Consider the following 15,891-nt stretch of genomic DNA (forward strand, 5'->3'; position numbering starts at 1 on the left):
CTACAAGGAGCCCAGAACCGTGACGGACATCGTCGACGAGCTGAAGTGGCGCGGGCTTTTCTCGCTGTCCACTGACGAGGACGCCCTGCGCAAGGCTCTCGCGGACGGTCCCGTCACGTTCTATTGCGGCTTCGACCCGACCGCGGCCAGCCTGCACGTCGGCCACCTCGTGCAGGTACTCACCGTCCGCCGGCTCCAGCAGGCCGGGCACCGGCCGCTGGCGCTCGTGGGCGGCGCGACCGGCCAGATCGGCGACCCGCGGCCGACCGCCGAGCGCACCCTGAACGACCCCGAGACGGTCGCGAACTGGGTGGACCGGCTGCGCGGCCAGATCGAGCCGTACCTGTCCTTCGAGGGCGAGAACGCGGCCGTGATGGTCAACAACCTGGACTGGACCGCGGGGATGTCCGCGATCGAGTTCCTGCGGGACATCGGCAAGCACTTCCGGGTCAACAAGATGCTCACCAAGGACTCGGTGGCCCGCCGCCTCGAGTCCGAACAGGGCATCAGCTACACGGAGTTCAGCTACCAGCTGCTCCAGGGCATGGACTTCCTGGAGCTGTACCGGCGCTACGGCTGCACCCTCCAGCAGGGCGGCAGCGACCAGTGGGGCAACCTCACGGCCGGGCTCGACCTGATCCACCGCCTGGAGCCGGACGCCGAGGTGCACTGCCTGGCGACGCCGCTGATGGTCAAGGCGGACGGCACCAAGTTCGGCAAGACCGAGGGCGGGGCCGTCTGGCTCGACCCGGAGATGACCACGCCGTACGCGTTCTACCAGTTCTGGCTGAACGTGGACGACCGGGACATCTCGACGTACATGCGGATCCTCTCCTTCAAGTCCCGCGAGGAGCTGGAGGAGATCGAGAAGCTCACCGGGGAGCGGCCGCAGGCTCGCACCGCGCAGCGTGCGCTCGCCGAGGAGCTGACGACGCTGGTGCACGGCGCCGACCAGTGCGCTGCCGTGATCGCCGCGTCCAAGGCGCTGTTCGGCCAGGGTGAGCTCGCCGAGCTCGACGCGCCGACGCTGGCCGCCGCGCTGTCCGAGCTGCCGCGCGCCCAGGTGTCCGAACTCGGCCTGGTCACGGACCTGTTCGCCGAGGTCGGCCTGGTGGCGAGCAAGTCGGCGGCCCGCCGCACCGTGAAGGAGGGCGGCGCCTACGTGAACAACGTGAAGGTGACCGCCGAGGACGCGGTGGTGGCGGCGGACGAGCTCCTGCACGGGCGCTGGCTGGTGCTGCGCCGGGGCAAGAAGAACCTGGCGGCCATCGAGGTCACCGGCGCCTGAGGTCCGTACGCGTACGAAGGGGCGGCTCCCTCCCGGGACCGCCCCTTCGTCCTGCTCGTCAGGCTCTCTGTTTGCTGCCGCGCAGCGCCATGTACAGCATGTCGCCGAGGAAGACGATCACGACGGCGGCCGCGACCTGGAGGCCGTGCCGGCCCCAGTCGATGCCCTTGGTCTCGGCGATTCCGATGGCCCGGGCGATGGAGTTGCCGACGATGCCGCCGATGATGCCGAAGATGGTGGTCAGCCAGAGGGGACTGTGCTGCTTGCCGGGAATGATCGCCTTGGCGATGAGACCGAGCACGAATCCCACGATGATGGCCCACAACCAGCCCATGGCTGCCTCCTAGTACGGCTCGACGTGAGCGGGTCCAGCCAGTGTCAGCCCGTACTCCGTACGGCGCATGTCGGACACCTCCGTACGTGGTATGTCCTGCGGCATCCGCACAGGTAAGAGCCGCCCCGGTCTCGAACCCGGCGGAGCCGCGGCGTACGGTGATAACGGTGCGGGCCGGGGAGAGCCCGCCGTGGAACTCGGGTGGTGGAACGTGATGCGGAAGCAGCGCAGCGGCCAGGTCTTCCGGATCACCGGGGCCCGTCAGGGGCTCGCCGAGGACGTCCGGGGCAGGCAGCGCCGTTATGTGATCTCGATGTCGATCCGCACCGTTTCGGTGGTGCTGACCGCGGTGCTGTGGAACATCGAGCGTCCTGTCGCCATCGTGACGCTGGTACTCGGCGCGCTGCTGCCCTATGTGGCGGTCGTGTTCGCCAACGCGGGCCGGGAGAACGTGACTTCGCTGCCCTCCACCTTCATCCCCGCCCCGGCCCGGCCGGCGCTCGGCGCGGCCCCCGTGGGCGGCGCCGCGGAATCCCCCACGGAACCCACGGCCGGTGACCAGGAGTGGCGTTCACGCGAACGCGGCTGATCCGTCACCGTCCGCGAAGCTCAGGAAAAGCTCAGATCAATCATGAAGTTCCGGTGCACCACACCGGGTCCCCCATGACATACTTCGTAGGCGCTCCGCATCCCCCGTCGGAGCGACGGACCGACGCCGGGCAGCTCCCCCCGTGGCTGCTCGGCGTCGCCTTTTGTACGGGGTCGCATGACGGACAATGTCTCTGTGAGTGACGAGACGACCGACGAGACCCCCATCTGTTCCGCCAAGGGCTGCCGTGCCGCCGCCGTATGGGTCCTGGCCTGGAACAATCCGAAGATCCACACGCCGGAGCGGCGCAAGACGTGGCTCGCGTGCGAGGAGCACCGCGAGCACCTGTCCCAATTCCTGGGCGTACGGGGCTTCTTGAAGGATGTCGTGACGCTCGCCGAGTGGGAGTCGGCCGGCTCAGCCGCCGATCGCTGACATCGGGCGGTCGGGCTGCAGGAACGAGGGGTCGTCCAGGCCGGAACCGGCCTTCTTTCCCCACATCGCCAGCTTCCACAGCCGGGCGATCTCCTCGTCACCGGCGTCCGAGCGCAGCGCCGCGCGCAGGTCGGACTCCTCGCGGGCGAACAGGCAGGTGCGCACCTGGCCATCCGCGGTCAGCCGGGTGCGGTCGCAGGCACGGCAGAACGGGCGGGTCACCGAGGCGATGACGCCCACGGTGTGCGGACCGCCGTCGACCACCCAGCGCTCGGCGGGCGCGGAGCCCCGCTCGTCGTCGCCCTCGGGGGTGAGCGTGAAGCGCGTACGCAGCGATTCCAGGATGTCGCCGGCGGTGATCATGCCGTCGCGCTTCCAGCCGTGCTGGGCGTCGAGCGGCATCTGCTCGATGAAGCGGAGCTCGTAGTCGTGCTCCACGGCCCAGGCGAGCAGGTCGGGGGCCTCGTCGTCGTTGAGGCCCGGCATCAGGACGGCATTGACCTTGACCGGGGTGAGGCCCGCCTCGCGGGCGGCCTGCATGCCCTCGATGACGTCCTTGTGACGGTCGCGGCGGGTCAGTGTCTTGAAAACGTCGGGCCGCAGCGTGTCCAGGGAGACGTTGACGCGGTCAAGCCCGGCGGCCTTCAGAGCGGCCGCGGTGCGCTTGAGGCCGATGCCGTTGGTGGTGATCGACATCTGGGGGCGCGGCTCCAGGGCGGCGCAACGCTCCACGATCCCCACGATGCCGGGGCGCAGCAACGGCTCGCCGCCGGTGAAGCGGACCTCGGTGATGCCGAGGTCGGTGACGGCGATGCGGATGAGGCGGACGATCTCGTCGTCGGTCAGCAGATCGGGCTTGGCCAGCCACTGCAGACCCTCTTCCGGCATGCAGTACGTGCACCGCAGATTGCACCGGTCGGTGAGTGAGACACGCAGGTCAGTGGCCACTCGGCCGTAGGTGTCGATGAGCACTGTGGGCCCCCTCCCCTGTCCGTCGAAGGTCAGTCGCACACTCTGTCGAATGTGTATACACCCGAGCCTACGCGTTGCGTCCGACAACCGGAGGGGCCAATTGTCACGAGGTGCGGCGAGGCCGTGTCGTAGGACTCTACGACACGGCCTCGGCCATCCACGGTGCGGATGTACGTCAGTGGGCGCCGACACCCGTGAGGGACTTGACCTCCAGCTCGGCGTACTTGCCGGCGTCGGGCTCCTCCTTGGACAGGAGCGATCCGATCCAGCCGAGCAGGAAGCCGAGCGGGATCGAGATCAGGCCCGGGTTCTCCAGCGGGAACCAGTGGAAGTCGACGCCCTTGAACATCGACGTCTTCGGGTTTCCCGAGACGACGGGCGAGAACAGCACCAGGAACACGGAGCTGAAAAGGCCGCCGTAGATCGACCACAGCGCGCCCTGGGTGGTGAAGCGTTTCCAGAAGAGGCTGTAGAGGATGGTCGGCAGGTTCGCCGAGGCCGCGACGGCGAAGGCGAGCGCGACCAGGCCGGCCACGTTCATGTCGCGGGCGAAGGCGCCGAGCACGATCGCGATCGCCCCGATGAACACGGTGGCCCAGCGGGCCGCCCCCATCTCCTCCTTCTCGGTGGCCTTCCCCTTGCGGATGACGTTGGCGTAGATGTCGTGCGCGAAGGAGGAGGACGAGGCGAGGGTGAGGCCGGCGACGACCGCCAGGATGGTCGCGAAGGCGACCGCCGAGATCACCGCGAGCAGGGTCGCGCCGCCGGTGGTGCCGACGCCGCCGCCCAGGTACTCGGCGAGCTGCGGGGCCGCGGTGTTGCCCGCCGGGTTCTGCGCCTTGATGGCAGCGGGTCCGACCAGCGCGGCCGCACCGAAGCCGAGCGCGATCGTCATCAGGTAGAAGGCGCCGATGATGCCGATCGCCCAGTTCACGGACTTACGGGCGGCCTTCGCGGTGGGCACCGTGTAGAAGCGGATCAGGATGTGCGGCAGGCCCGCCGTGCCGAGGACCAGCGCGATGCCGAGCGAGATGAAGTCGAGCTTGGAGGTGCCGTTCACGCCGTACTTCAGGCCGGGCTCCAGGAAGGCCGAGCCCTTGCCGCTCTTCTCGGCGGCCGTGCCGAGCAGGTCGGAGACGTTGAAGTGGAACTTGAGCAGCACCAGGAAGGTCATGAGGATGGCGCCCGCGATGAGCAGCACCGCCTTGACCATCTGGACCCAGGTGGTGCCCTTCATGCCGCCGATGGTGACGTACACGATCATCAGGACGCCGACCAGGGCGACGATGAGGATCTTGCCCGCGTCCGTGGTGATGCCGAGCAGCAGGGAGACGAGCACGCCGGCGCCGGCCATCTGCGCCAGCAGGTAGAAGATCGATACGACGATGGTGGAGGCGCCGGCCGCGGTGCGGACCGGGCGCTGGCGCATCCGGTAGGCGAGCACGTCGCCCATCGTGTAGCGGCCGGAGTTGCGCAGCGGCTCGGCGACCAGGAGGAGCGCCACCAGCCAGGCGACCAGGAAGCCGATGGAGTACAGGAAGCCGTCGTAGCCGAACAGTGCGATGGCTCCGGCGATGCCGAGGAACGACGCGGCCGACATGTAGTCGCCGGAGACCGCGAGGCCGTTCTGGAAGGCGGTGAACTGGCGGCCGCCCGCGTAGAAGTCGGACGCGTTCTTGGTCTGCCGGCCGGCCCACACGGTGATGCCGAGGGTCGCGGCGACGAACACCGCGAACAGGGTGATGATCAGCGGCCGGTGCTCGGTGGTCGCGGAGGCGGCGAGGGGAACGAGGGCGGGGCTCATGCGTCGGCCTCCATGCGGGACTTGATGGCCTCGGCCTTGGGGTCGAGCTTCGCCGCGGCGTGCCGCGAGTAGAACCAGGCGATGAGGAAGGTGGTCAGGAACTGGGCGAGGCCGAAGACGAAGGCCACGTTGATATTGCCGATGACCTTGGTGCCCATGAAGCCGCCCGCGTAGTTGGACAGCAGCACGTACAGCAGGTACCAGACGATGAAGCCGATGGTCAGCGGGAAGGCGAACGAGCGGTGGGCGCGGCGGAGTTCACCGAATTCCTCGCTCTGCTGCACCGCGGTGAACGCGTCGGTGCTGGGCTGGGCCGGTCGGGTGTCCGCCCCGGCTTCGGGCGGCGGCGCGTCGGTGGCCACGGAATCTCCTCGCGATGCGGATGCGGCGGGAACGGAAGCTTCGGACATAGGGGTCCTCGCTGTGGGGGTGTGATGCGGTCCCCCTGACAACGGCACGGAGCGCGGGGCGTCTCGGTTCAGTCCGGCCGTTTTTTCTCCGTGGCGCATCCGCCACCGGCGCGTGGCGCGTTCCGCGCGCCCACCGGGTCGACAACGCGACTTTCTTCGCGGACTCGGCGCAAGCCGTTGATCCGTCGAGATGATCGGCGATAGCTTCACGCTCACTGTGCCGGGCGGTACCGGTGCCGCCGGAGCAGTTGTCGCCCTTCCTCAGGTTCTTCACCTACGTACGCATCGAGAGTTCCGCCAACCCCATGGAGACCCCATGACGTTGCACATCTCCCGTACGCGCCGCGCTGTCGCCGCCTCGGCGGGCCTGGCCACCGCCGTCGCGCTGGCGCTGCTTCCCGGCACGGCCTCGGCCGCCTCGGCCGCCTCCGCCGACATCGGCTCCACGAGCGCGAAGGCCGCGCAGACGGCCGGCCCCGAGCTGAGCTACATCGTCAACGTCCGCCCCGGGCACGGGAATTCGGCCCGGGTGCAAAGAGCCGTCGCCGATGCGGGCGGCTCGGTGCTCCAGGCGTACGACCAGATCGGCGTGCTCGTCGTGCACTCCGCCAACGCGGACTTCGCGAAGACGATCCGCAAGGTCAAGGGCGTCGATTCGGCGGGGGCGACACGGACGGCGCCGCTGCCCGCGCAGTCCACCACCGATGTGGGCACGCCGAAGAATCTCACCGCCGCCGACCTCAAGGCCGCCTCCGCGAAGGCCGCGCCGGGCGAGGATCCCCTGGAGCCGCTCCAGTGGGACCTGAAGGCGATCAAGGCGGACAAGGCGCACGAGAAGACGCTGGGCAGCTCCAAGGTCACCGTCGGCGTGATCGACACCGGTGTCGACGACACCCACCCCGACATCGCGCCGAACTTCGACCGCGCCAAGTCGGTCAGCTGCATCACCGGCAAGCCGGACACCGCGGACGGCGCCTGGCGCCCGTTCACCACCGGCGGCTCCCCGCACGGCACCCATGTGGCGGGCGAGATCGCGGGCGCCAAGAACGGCGTCGGCATCACCGGGGTGGCGCCGGGCGTGAAGGTCGCGGCCATCAAGGTGTCGACACAAGGAGGCAGCTTCTTCTACACGGAGGCCGTGGTCTGCGGCTTCGTGTGGGCGGCCGAGCACCACATCGACGTGACGAACAACAGCTATTACACCGACCCCTGGTACTTCAACTGCAAGAACGACCCCGACCAGAAGGCGCTGGTCGACGCGATCACCCGGGCCTCGAGGTACGCCGAGTCCAAGGGCACGGTGAACGTGGCCGCGGCCGGCAACGAGAACTACGACTTCGCGTCGGACTCGATCACCGACCCGGCGAGCCCGAACGACACGACCCCGGGCAGCCGGGTGGTCAACCCGCGTGAGTGCCTGGACATCCCGACCCAGCTGCCGGGTGTGGTGACGGTCGCCGCGACCGGCGCCAAGGGCCTGAAGTCGTCGTTCTCCAACTACGGCTTCGGCATCATCGACATCGCGGCCCCGGGCGGCGACTCGACCGCGTACCAGCCGCCGCAGGCCCCGGCCACCAGCGGCCTGATCCTCGGCCCGGTCCCCGGCGGCACGTGGGCCTACATGGCCGGTACGTCCATGGCGACGCCCCATGTGGTGGGCGTGGCGGCCCTGCTGAAGTCGCAGCACCCGCACGCTTCGGCGCTTGAGATCAAGGCGCTGCTCGCGGCGCAGGCGGACGGGACGCCGTGCACCACGCCGTACGACATCGACGGTGACGGCACGGCGGACGCGGTCTGCCAGGGCGGCACGTTCTACAACGGCTTCTACGGGGCGGGCATCGCCAATGCCCTCAATGCCGTGAAGTAGCAAGGGAGTCGAGGGGCCGTCCGGTTCGCCGGGCGGCCCCTTCGGCGTACGTACTACGGCTTGACGAGGACTTTCAGGGCGGTGCGGTCGTCCATCGCGCGGTAGCCGTCGGGCACGCCCTCGATGCCGACCGTGAGGTCGAAGACCGGGGACGGGTCGATGGTGCCGTCGAGCACGTCGGCGAGCAGCTCGGGGATGTAGGTGCGCACGGGCGCGACGCCGCCGCGCAGGGCGATGTTGCGGTCGAACATGACACCGAGGTCGAGGCCGGTGCCGGAGCCGTGCGGGACGCCGACGTAGCCGATGGCGCCGCCGTCGCGGGTGATCTCGACCGCGGTGCGCATGGACTGCTCGGTACCGACGGCCTCGATGACGGAGTGCGCGCCCTGGCCGCGGGTCAGCTCGCGCACCGCGTCGACGGCGGCCGCGCCGCGTTCGGCGACGACGTCGGTGGCGCCGAAGAGCTTCGCGATGTCGGTACGGACCTGGTGACGGCCGAGCGCGATGATGCGCTCCGCGCCGAGGCGCTTGGCGGCGAGCACCCCGCACAGGCCGACGGCGCCGTCACCGACGACGGCGACGGTCGAGCCGCGCGTGACGCCCGCGCCGATGGCGGCGTGGTGGCCGGTGCCCATGACGTCGGACAGCGCGAGGAGCGCGGTCAGCAGGTGGTCGTCGGATGCCGCGTCGGCGGGCAGCTTGACGAGGGTGCCGTCCGCGAACGGAACACGTACGGCCTCGCCCTGCCCCCCGTCCGACCCGACCGAGCCCCAGAACCCGCCCTGCGGGCAGGAGGTGGTCAGGCCCTCGGAGCAGAAGTCGCAGGTGCCGTCGGACCAGACGAACGGCGCGACGACGAGGTCGCCCTTGCTGAACCCGCGGACCTCCGGGCCTGCCTCCTCGACGATGCCGAGGAACTCGTGCCCGATGCGCTGTCCGGGCTGCCGGGCGGACTCGCCGCGGTAGGCCCACAGGTCGCTGCCGCAGATGCAGGCCCGCAGGACGCGGACGACCGCGTCGGTGGACACCTGGACCCTCGGGTCCGGCACCTCCTCCACCCGGATGTCGTGCGGGGCGTGAATGACGGTGGCGCGCATGCTGCAGGTCCTTGCCGGTCAGGGGGTGGTACGGGACCTCTCACGGTACGCCTGTGCGAGAAGTGCCTGCGCGGCGAGATAGGTCAGCATGATGCAGAAATCGGGGCGCGGCGGCTGCGGCCAGTCGGCGACGCCGGTGGCGATTAGGGTGTCGGAGAGCAGGAACAGCGCCCCGCCGAGGCCGACGACCGGTCCGAGCCTGGACGACCGGTAGGCCATCGCGGTGAGCAGCAGGCTGTATCCGGCGACCGGGATGCGCAGCCCGGCGGGCAGGTCCGGCCAGAGCGCGGCGACGGTCCCGGCCAGGGCGATCCCGTACGCGGCGCCGAGGCCGGCATGCGTCCTGCCCCGCCCGAACAGCACGAGGTAGCAGACGTGCCCGGCGGCGAAGCAGCCCATGCCGAGCAGGAACGCGGCATCGGCGCCGGACAGCAGGAACACGTCGCCGCCCCAGCCGCACAGCAGCGCCGCGACGAGCAGCCGGGGCCCGCCCCGCGCGTGCACGTGCCCGGCGAGCAGCGGCATGAGGAGCGGCTTGGCGAGCAGGTGCCCGGTGTGCCAGCCGGCGAGCAGGGAGACGAGATCGACGGCCGACGCCACGCCGAAGGCGACGAGGAGCGGGGGGAGCGCGGCGGCCCTCGTGCTCAGCCCGCGCGGTACGGCGTCCGCGCCGGGCTGGGTCATACGGCGCGCTCCGCCACGACGGCGGGCTCGGCGGTCGTGGCCGCCTTGGGCTGCGGCTGCCAGCCCGGGCCGCGGAAGATCCGCCCGGCCCGCTCGCGCCAGGTGCGGGCGGCCCGCACGTCGCGGGCGATGGCGGCGTACTCGTGGGTGGCGACGCGCAGCGGGTTGAAGGTGGAGATGTTCTTGGTGAGGCCGAACACGGGCCGCTCGGTCTCGGCCGTGAACGAGCCGAACATCCGGTCCCAGATGATCAGGATCCCGCCGAAGTTCCGGTCCAGATATCCGCCCTGGGAGGCGTGGTGCACCCGGTGGTGGGAGGGAGTGTTGAGCACGTACTCGAACGGCCGGGGCAGCTTGCCGACCCGCTCGGTGTGCACCCAGAACTGGTAGACGAGGTTCGCCGACGAGCAGAACGCGAGCACCGCGGGATGCACGCCGAGCGCGATGAGCGGCACGTAGAAGGGCCACACGGTCCAGGTCGTCCAGGGCTGGCGCAGCGCGGTGGTGAGGTTGAACCTGCGGCTGGAGTGGTGCACCACGTGGCAGGCCCACAGGATGCGGATGACGTGGTGGCCGCGGTGCGACCAGTAGTAGAAGAAGTCCTGCCCGAGCAGCATCAGCGGCACGGTCCACCACAGAACCGGGATGGCGAGCGGCGTCAGGGCGTAGACGGCCGAATAAATCGCCACGATCGGAATCTTCCACAAAGCGTCGAAGACCAGACTGCCGAGCCCCATGCCGACGCTGGTGGCGGCGTCCTTCGTCTCGTACCCGGCGGCGTCCTCGTCCGGATGGAGCCGGTAGCTCACCATCTCGATGACGGTGAGCAGCACGAAGGCGGGTATCGACCACAGCACGACATCGGGCAGGTTCGGCGACATGCCTGCACCGTAGGGGCGGGGTGGCAGGTCCGGCTAGATGTTGTTACCGACAAGTATGCGAGACGTGTTGTCAGCAGGCTTTGGTGAGTTCTGCCAAGGGGGTGCGGCGGGCGCGGCGTACGATCGCGGACACCGGTGCGCTCACGGGGGAGGCAACTGCCGTGCCAGGACTGGAAGTTGTGATGTTGCGGCTGGCCGGCACGGTGGTGTCGGCGGCCGCGAAGGCCGTCCTGGCCCCGAGGCCGGGCGCGGGGCTGGTGCCCGCGCCGCTGCGCCCGCTCCCGAAGACGGCATCGCCGGACCGCCTCGCGAAGGTGCTGGGGCAGCGGCTCACCGAGGCGTACGGCTCACTCCCCGAGCACGAGCGGACGGCGGCCGTCGACGCGGTGCGGGACGGCTTCACGGCGGCGGGCGAGCTCGACGCGGAGCGCCTGTTCGCGCTGGCCCTGGACCCCGACCGCCTCGCCGCCGAACTGCGCCGCCCGCATCCGGGCCCCGGTGAGTCCCTCTACGAGGAGCTCCTGACCCTTTGCTGCGCGCACTGCGTCGAACAGCTCACCGCGCATCCGTCCTTCGCCGCGCGGGCGGCCGTGAAGCAGGCCAGATCGGCGGACGCCGCACGCGAACTGATCGAGGACGTGCGCGACCGGGTGGGCCCGCGCCCCGAGGCGGCCGCGCTCGCCTTCGAGGAGAAGTACGCGCGGTATGTGGAGCAGACGCACAGCCGCCTCGAACTGTTCGGCCTCACCCTCGGGCGGTCGGCGAGCGAGTGGCCGCTGGACACCGCGTACATCGGCCTGGCGGTCAGCGGTGAACCCCGCCAGGCGGTGGGCCTGCCGCACGCCAGGGTGGCCACGGTGAGCGCGGAGCAGGCCCTCGCGGGCACGGACCGGCTGCTGTTGCGGGGCCCGGCGGGTTCGGGCAAGTCGACGCTGGTGCAGTGGCTGGCGCTGAACGCGGCCCGCAGGTCGTTCGGGGCGGAACTGGCCGACTGGAACCGGTGCGTTCCCTTCGTCCTGCGCCTCCGGGCCTTCACGGCGGCGGAATCCCTCCCGCTGCCCCAGGAGTTCCTGCGGGCGGCCGGGGTGCCGCTGTCCCCCGCGCCCGGCTGGGCCGAGTCGCTCCTGGCCGAGGGCCGGGCGCTGATCCTGGTGGACGGCGTGGACGAGGTGCCGATGCGGCTGCGAGCCCGCACGGAGGCCTGGCTGAAGTCGCTGGTCACGGCCTTCCCTCGGGCCCGGTACGTGGTGACGACCCGGCCCTCCGCGGTGTCGGAGGACTGGCTGGCAGGGCGCGGCTTCGTGGCGCACTCGCTGCTGCCGATGGAGCGGGAGGACGTGCGCGCCTTCGTGGCGCACTGGCACGACTCGGCGCGGCTCGCCTGCCCGGCGCCCGACGAGCGGGCCCGCCTGGACGCGTACGAGCAGTCCCTGCTCACCGCGGTGAGCTCCCGCCGCGACTTGGGGCGGCTCGCCACCAACCCGCTGATGTGCGCGCTGCTGTGCGCCCTGAACCGGGACCGCCGCATGCAACTCCCGCGCGCCCGCAAGGAGTTGTACGACGCGGCGCTCGACATGCTGCTCGTGCGGCGCGACACCGAGCGGGAGATCACCGGCGTCGAGGGCGTCACCCTCACCCGGGACGAGCAGACGGCCCTGCTCCAGCGGCTCGCGTACTGACTGATCCGCAACGGCCTCACGGAGGCCGCCCGGGACGAGGCCGCGGAGATGGTCACGGAGTGGCTGTCCGCGATGCCGCAGGTCACCGGCGCGCCGGACCAGGTCTTCGCCCACCTCCTGATCCGCAGCGGCCTGCTCCGCGAGCCGATGCCGGGCGCGGTGGGCTTCGTCCACCGGACGTTCCAGGACTACCTGGGCGCGAAGGCGGCGGTGGAGGAGCGGGACTTCGGGGTGCTCGTACGCAACGCGCACGACGACACGTGGGACGACGTGGTGCGGATGGCCGTGGGCCATGCCCGGGTGGTCGAACGAGCCCGCCTGCTACGGCAGTTGATGCGCCGAGCCGACCACGCACCCCGCCTCCGGCACCGTCTTGTGCTGCTGGCGGCAGCCTGCCTGGAGCATGCGCCGGAGCTGGATCCTGCGGTGCGGGCCGATGTGGAGGAGCGGGCTCGGGAGTCCCCTGCTCCCGCTGGACGGTATGGCCCTTACCCTGACCGGCGACACGCCCCTCACCGGCGAGGAACTCTTCCCGCCCGAGCGGATCATCCGCCACCCCTCCTGACCCTCAACCCCCCACCGCCCCCAACAACACCCCCGCCCCATAAGTAACCCCCATGGCCACCGCGCCCCCACCCACATTCCGCACGACCGCTCGACCCACCGGGGCCGCGCCCAGGCGGGCGCTCCACCAGCCCGTCAGGGCCAGGGCTGCCAGGACCGAGCCGACCGTGACGTAGAGGCGGACGGAGGCCGGGGGCAGCACGATCGCCAGCAACGGCAGCAGGGCGCCTGCCGTGAAGGCGAAGAAGCTGGCCCAGGCCGCGTGCCAGGGGTTGGTCAGGTCGTCCGGGTTGATGCCCAGCTCGACGCTGGCGTGCGCGCGCAGGGCGTCGCGTTCGGTGAGCTGGACCGCCGCCTCGCGGGCCACCTCCTCGCTGAGCCCGCGCTCCGCCAAAAGCCCGGTCAGCTCGGCCAGTTCGGCCTCGGGGGACTCCTTCAGCTCGCGGCGTTCCGTCGCGAGCGCGGCCTTCTCCGAGTCGCGCTGGGTGGAGACGGAGACGTACTCGCCGGCCGCCATCGACATGGAACCGGCGAGCAGTCCGGCCAGGCCCGCCGTCAGGAGGGCCGAGCGGTCGTCCGTCGCGCCGGCCACGCCGACGACGAGACCGGCGGTGGACACGATGCCGTCATTGGCCCCCAGGACCGCGGCCCGCAGCCAGTTGAGCCGCGAGCCGAGGGCCCCGTCGTGCGCCTCGTCGTGCTGGTCTGTTGAGCTCATGCGGGGAGGGTCTCACCCCTCCTGTCACCACACGCGCACCGACCCACCCAGCGCGAACGCCGGGCTCGACGCCTCGGCCGGGATCTCCTTCAGCGGCTCGGCGATCTCGGCGACCGTGGGGCCGACCCGGGCCGCGACCTTGTCGAGGGAAGGCAGGTCGAAGCCGTAGACGCGGGCCGCGTTGCCGCCGACCATCGCGGCGACCTCGTCCCTCGGCAGGCCCGCGTAGGCGATCCGCAGGCCCTCCCGGGAGAACGGGGTCGTGCCCTCGTCGTGCGGGTAGTCGCTGCCCCACATGATCTTGTCGAGGCCGATCCGGTCCCGCAGCGGCACCTCGTGCGGCCGCATGAAGCTCGCGCCGACGAAGCAGTTGTCCCGCCAGACCTGGGACGGGCCCTTGCCCATGGACTCGGCGAGGCCCGCGCCGAACTTGGACTCCGCCGTGGACGCCTTCGTCGCGGCCGCCACCAGCCGGTCGTGGTAGTAGTCCAGCATGTCCAGGACACCGGGAATCCAGCCCGAGCCCTGCTCGGTGAGGATGAGCTTCAGCGACGGATGGCGGTTGAAGGCGCCGCCGAAGATCAGGTGCCACAGCGCCCGGTGCGAGAACCACGTCGTCTCCACCATGAACACCGCCCGGGCCGCCGGATCCTCCCCCAGCGGCGGGGATGCGGACCCGCCGTGGTGGTTGACCGGTACGTCCAGTTCCGCACAGACCGCCCATATGGGGTCGTACGCGTCGGAGTAGAGCTCGGGGACTCCCGAGCCCGGCGGCGCGCCCGGCAGCAGGATGCCGCCGGTCAGGCCCGCCTCCTTGGACCGGCGGATCTCCCGTACCGCCTCGTCGACGTCGTTCAGGAGGATCTGCGCGACGCCCGCCCGGCGGCCCGGCGCCTCGGCGCAGAAGTCCGCCAGCCAGCGGTTGTGGGCGCGCAGGCCCGCCCAGCGCTGCTCGAACTCCTCGCGGGTCGGCGCGGGCGCCATGAGGGACGCGGAGGGGAAGAACGGCGGGATCGTGTTCGGGAAGACGACCTCCGCCACGATGCCGTCCGCCTCCAGGTCGGCCACCCGGCGGGCCGAGTTCCAGTTGCGGTCGGCGGTGTCCGCCATCAGGTCCTCGTACGGGTTGACGTAGGTCGCCGCCCACGCGTCGAAGGCCTCGTGGTGCTTGGATTCCAGATACGGGCGGTAGTCCAGGAGGTCGGCCCCGGCGTGGCAGTCCGCCGAGATGACGGTGTAGCGCTCGCTCATTGCGACACCCCCAGGACCGGGAAGTCGTGTTCCGTGAGCCAGTGCCGGCCCACCTCGCGCGACCTCGCCCACGACGCCTCGACCGCCAACTGGTCGTCGGGCTGGCCGAGTTCGGCGGGGGTCGGCCCGATCCGGCGGGCGATCGGGGCCAGCTTCTCAGTGTCGAAGCCGAAGACCTCGGCCGCCGCCAGGCCCAGCATGCGCCGGGTCTCGCTCACCGGAATGTCGTGGAAGGTGTTGCGCAGCCACTCGCGGGTGTGGGGCCAGGTCCCTTCCGGGTGCGGGAAGTCGGAGCCCCACAGGATGTTGTCGACGCCGATCTCGTAGCGCTGGGCGAGCTCGCGGCGCTTGGTGTTGGTGGCGCAGATGAAGAGCTGCCGGTCGAGGTACTCGCTCGGCGGGCGCTTCAGCTCGGCGAACGGCGACAGCTTCTTGCCGCCGTGCGCGCCGAGATAGAGGCGGTCCATGAACCACAGCAGGTTCGGCAGCCACCAGCAGCCCGACTCCGCCACCCCGAACTTCAGCCCCGGATGCCGCTCGAAGACACCGGACCAGAGCAGGAACCAGAGGGGCCTGGCGGGCCAGAACGTCACCTCGGAGACGTAGATGCCCAGGTGGTCGCCGTACTCGTGGCGGGGGGCCGCACCCGAGTGGGTCACGAGCGGCATCCCGGTCTCGGCGGCCGCAGCCCACACCGGGTCGTAGCGACGGTCGTGGTACGGGGCCCGGTCCACCCACATCGAGGGGATCATCAGCGCGCCGAGCCCGGACGCCCTGGCCCGGTGGATCTCGGCGACGACCCGGTCGACCTCGCCGGTGACGGGCAGCAGGGCGACCCCGCAGTGCCGTTCGGGGTTCTGCCCGACGAATTCGGCGAGCCAGCGGTTGTGCGCCTGGGCGCCCGCCATGCCGAGCTCGGGGTCCTGGTCGCCGGAGAGACCGAGGCCCACGCCGAAGGGCGCGGCGGTCTGGCTGTCGACGGCGTCCGCGTCGGGGAAGACGACCTCGGCGGCCACCCCGTCGCCGTCGAGCTCCTTGAGCCGCTGCACCGCGTCCCAACCGCCGCGCAGGCCTTCCTCGTTCTCGCTGAACCACTTGTCGGCGAACGCCTCGTTGCGCACGCCGAGCCGGGTCATCTCCTCGCGGCGGCGGTCGCGCCCCGCGAGGAAGTCGTCGAAGTCCCGGTGGAACCGGGCGTCCAGATAGGGCCGGTACCGCTCGGTGGGCAGCCCGGCGTGGCAGTCGGAGGAGATGATCAGGTACGGGTCGTTCTGCGCTGTCTTCTGTGCCGTCCTCTGTGCTGTCATCGCACGTCCCT

At 70.8% G+C, this 15,891-nt stretch carries 16 protein-coding genes; 6 read left to right on the forward strand and 10 right to left on the reverse strand.

Annotation, left to right across the window (positions count from 1 at the left end; genetic code table 11):
• The first annotated feature begins 19 nt into the window (after positions 1-19).
• The gene (gene tyrS, locus ABD346_RS06910; RefSeq protein ID WP_344372943.1) at positions 20-1,288 is read left to right on the forward strand and encodes a tyrosine--tRNA ligase; all 1,269 of its coding nucleotides are present in this window, start codon (positions 20-22) and stop codon (positions 1,286-1,288) included.
• Positions 1,289-1,346: 58 nt separating this feature from the next.
• Here the strand turns inward: tyrS and ABD346_RS06915 are convergent, their stop codons facing one another.
• Positions 1,347-1,622, reverse strand: a complete 276-nt coding sequence (locus ABD346_RS06915) for a GlsB/YeaQ/YmgE family stress response membrane protein (RefSeq protein ID WP_344372946.1) — start codon at positions 1,620-1,622, stop codon at positions 1,347-1,349.
• A 214-nt stretch (positions 1,623-1,836) separates the two neighbouring features.
• On the opposite strand from ABD346_RS06915, the gene ABD346_RS06920 reads away from it, so the two are divergent.
• Both ABD346_RS06920 and ABD346_RS06925 read left to right on the forward strand, forming a co-directional pair.
• Positions 1,837-2,211: a DUF3099 domain-containing protein gene (locus tag ABD346_RS06920; protein ID WP_344373324.1), complete on the forward strand. Its 375-nt coding sequence runs from the start codon at positions 1,837-1,839 to the stop codon at positions 2,209-2,211.
• Positions 2,212-2,406: 195 nt separating this feature from the next.
• Positions 2,407-2,646, forward strand: a complete 240-nt coding sequence (locus ABD346_RS06925) for a hypothetical protein (RefSeq protein WP_381227064.1) — start codon at positions 2,407-2,409, stop codon at positions 2,644-2,646.
• Here the strand turns inward: ABD346_RS06925 and moaA are convergent.
• From moaA to ABD346_RS06940, 3 genes are all read right to left on the reverse strand, one after another.
• A complete protein-coding gene (moaA, locus tag ABD346_RS06930) occupies positions 2,629-3,618 on the reverse strand; it encodes a GTP 3',8-cyclase MoaA (protein WP_344372953.1) in 990 nt (329 codons plus the stop codon). The genes ABD346_RS06925 and moaA overlap by 18 nt on opposite strands.
• Before the next feature lie 175 nt (positions 3,619-3,793).
• Positions 3,794-5,422 (reverse strand): solute symporter family protein, encoded by a 1,629-nt coding sequence (locus ABD346_RS06935; protein WP_344372955.1) that lies wholly within the window; start codon positions 5,420-5,422, stop codon positions 3,794-3,796.
• Positions 5,419-5,784 carry a DUF485 domain-containing protein gene (locus tag ABD346_RS06940; RefSeq protein ID WP_344372958.1) on the reverse strand — a complete coding sequence of 122 codons (366 nt, stop codon included), beginning with the start codon at positions 5,782-5,784 and terminating at the stop codon, positions 5,419-5,421. Before ABD346_RS06940 ends, ABD346_RS06935 begins: the two co-directional genes overlap by 4 nt.
• Positions 5,785-6,148: 364 nt before the next feature.
• On the opposite strand from ABD346_RS06940, the gene ABD346_RS06945 reads away from it, so the two are divergent.
• Entirely contained in the window at positions 6,149-7,699 is a 1,551-nt protein-coding gene (locus ABD346_RS06945; RefSeq protein ID WP_344372961.1) for a S8 family peptidase, read from the forward strand.
• Between the two features lie 53 nt (positions 7,700-7,752).
• On the opposite strand, the gene ABD346_RS06950 is transcribed toward ABD346_RS06945, so the two are convergent.
• Genes ABD346_RS06950 through ABD346_RS06960 form a run of 3 tightly spaced genes read right to left on the reverse strand, consistent with a single transcriptional unit; the run spans position 7,753 to position 10,361 of the window.
• Positions 7,753-8,796 (reverse strand): zinc-dependent alcohol dehydrogenase family protein, encoded by a 1,044-nt coding sequence (locus ABD346_RS06950; RefSeq protein ID WP_344372964.1) that lies wholly within the window; start codon positions 8,794-8,796, stop codon positions 7,753-7,755.
• Between the two features lie 18 nt (positions 8,797-8,814).
• Complete coding sequence (locus tag ABD346_RS06955) at positions 8,815-9,480, reverse strand: lysoplasmalogenase (protein ID WP_344372967.1); 666 nt, start codon at positions 9,478-9,480, stop codon at positions 8,815-8,817.
• Positions 9,477-10,361, reverse strand: coding sequence for a sterol desaturase family protein (locus ABD346_RS06960; protein ID WP_344372970.1), 885 nt, complete (start codon positions 10,359-10,361; stop codon positions 9,477-9,479). Before ABD346_RS06960 ends, ABD346_RS06955 begins: the two co-directional genes overlap by 4 nt.
• A gap of 161 nt (positions 10,362-10,522) precedes the next feature.
• On the opposite strand from ABD346_RS06960, the gene ABD346_RS06965 reads away from it, so the two are divergent.
• Together ABD346_RS06965 and ABD346_RS38770 are read left to right on the forward strand one after the other, a co-directional pair.
• On the forward strand, positions 10,523-12,040 hold the full coding sequence (locus tag ABD346_RS06965; protein WP_465270258.1) for an NACHT domain-containing protein: 1,518 nt from the start codon (positions 10,523-10,525) through the stop codon (positions 12,038-12,040).
• 48 nt (positions 12,041-12,088) lie between these two features.
• Positions 12,089-12,652, forward strand: coding sequence for a hypothetical protein (locus ABD346_RS38770; RefSeq protein ID WP_465270257.1), 564 nt, complete (start codon positions 12,089-12,091; stop codon positions 12,650-12,652).
• Here the strand turns inward: ABD346_RS38770 and ABD346_RS06970 are convergent.
• From ABD346_RS06970 to ABD346_RS06980, 3 genes are read right to left on the reverse strand one after another with little or no spacing between them, the layout of a single operon-like run.
• A complete protein-coding gene (locus ABD346_RS06970; protein ID WP_344372973.1) occupies positions 12,609-13,322 on the reverse strand; it encodes a VIT1/CCC1 transporter family protein in 714 nt (237 codons plus the stop codon). The genes ABD346_RS38770 and ABD346_RS06970 overlap by 44 nt on opposite strands.
• A gap of 24 nt (positions 13,323-13,346) precedes the next feature.
• Positions 13,347-14,573, reverse strand: coding sequence for an amidohydrolase family protein (locus ABD346_RS06975; protein WP_344372976.1), 1,227 nt, complete (start codon positions 14,571-14,573; stop codon positions 13,347-13,349).
• Complete coding sequence (locus ABD346_RS06980) at positions 14,570-15,880, reverse strand: amidohydrolase family protein (protein ID WP_344372979.1); 1,311 nt, start codon at positions 15,878-15,880, stop codon at positions 14,570-14,572. Before ABD346_RS06980 ends, ABD346_RS06975 begins: the two co-directional genes overlap by 4 nt.
• Between the last annotated feature and the right edge of the window lie 11 nt (positions 15,881-15,891).

Origin of the sequence: Streptomyces mauvecolor, from assembly GCF_039532965.1 — a bacterium.
GTDB classification, from domain to species: domain Bacteria; phylum Actinomycetota; class Actinomycetes; order Streptomycetales; family Streptomycetaceae; genus Streptomyces; species Streptomyces violascens.

What these genes read in the sequence shown, in the direction of transcription:
- ABD346_RS06935 (WP_344372955.1), bottom strand. Translation starts at nt 5,422, where the DNA reads ATGAGCCCCGCCCTCGTTCCCCTCGCCGCCTCCGCGACCACCGAGCAC.
- ABD346_RS38770 (WP_465270257.1), top strand. Translation starts at nt 12,089, where the DNA reads ATGGTCACGGAGTGGCTGTCCGCGATGCCGCAGGTCACCGGCGCGCCG.
- ABD346_RS06980 (WP_344372979.1), bottom strand. Translation starts at nt 15,880, where the DNA reads ATGACAGCACAGAGGACGGCACAGAAGACAGCGCAGAACGACCCGTAC.
- ABD346_RS06955 (WP_344372967.1), bottom strand. Translation starts at nt 9,480, where the DNA reads ATGACCCAGCCCGGCGCGGACGCCGTACCGCGCGGGCTGAGCACGAGG.
- ABD346_RS06950 (WP_344372964.1), bottom strand. Translation starts at nt 8,796, where the DNA reads ATGCGCGCCACCGTCATTCACGCCCCGCACGACATCCGGGTGGAGGAG.
- ABD346_RS06945 (WP_344372961.1), top strand. Translation starts at nt 6,149, where the DNA reads ATGACGTTGCACATCTCCCGTACGCGCCGCGCTGTCGCCGCCTCGGCG.
- ABD346_RS06970 (WP_344372973.1), bottom strand. Translation starts at nt 13,322, where the DNA reads ATGAGCTCAACAGACCAGCACGACGAGGCGCACGACGGGGCCCTCGGC.
- ABD346_RS06920 (WP_344373324.1), top strand. Translation starts at nt 1,837, where the DNA reads ATGCGGAAGCAGCGCAGCGGCCAGGTCTTCCGGATCACCGGGGCCCGT.
- ABD346_RS06975 (WP_344372976.1), bottom strand. Translation starts at nt 14,573, where the DNA reads ATGAGCGAGCGCTACACCGTCATCTCGGCGGACTGCCACGCCGGGGCC.
- ABD346_RS06915 (WP_344372946.1), bottom strand. Translation starts at nt 1,622, where the DNA reads ATGGGCTGGTTGTGGGCCATCATCGTGGGATTCGTGCTCGGTCTCATC.
- ABD346_RS06960 (WP_344372970.1), bottom strand. Translation starts at nt 10,361, where the DNA reads ATGTCGCCGAACCTGCCCGATGTCGTGCTGTGGTCGATACCCGCCTTC.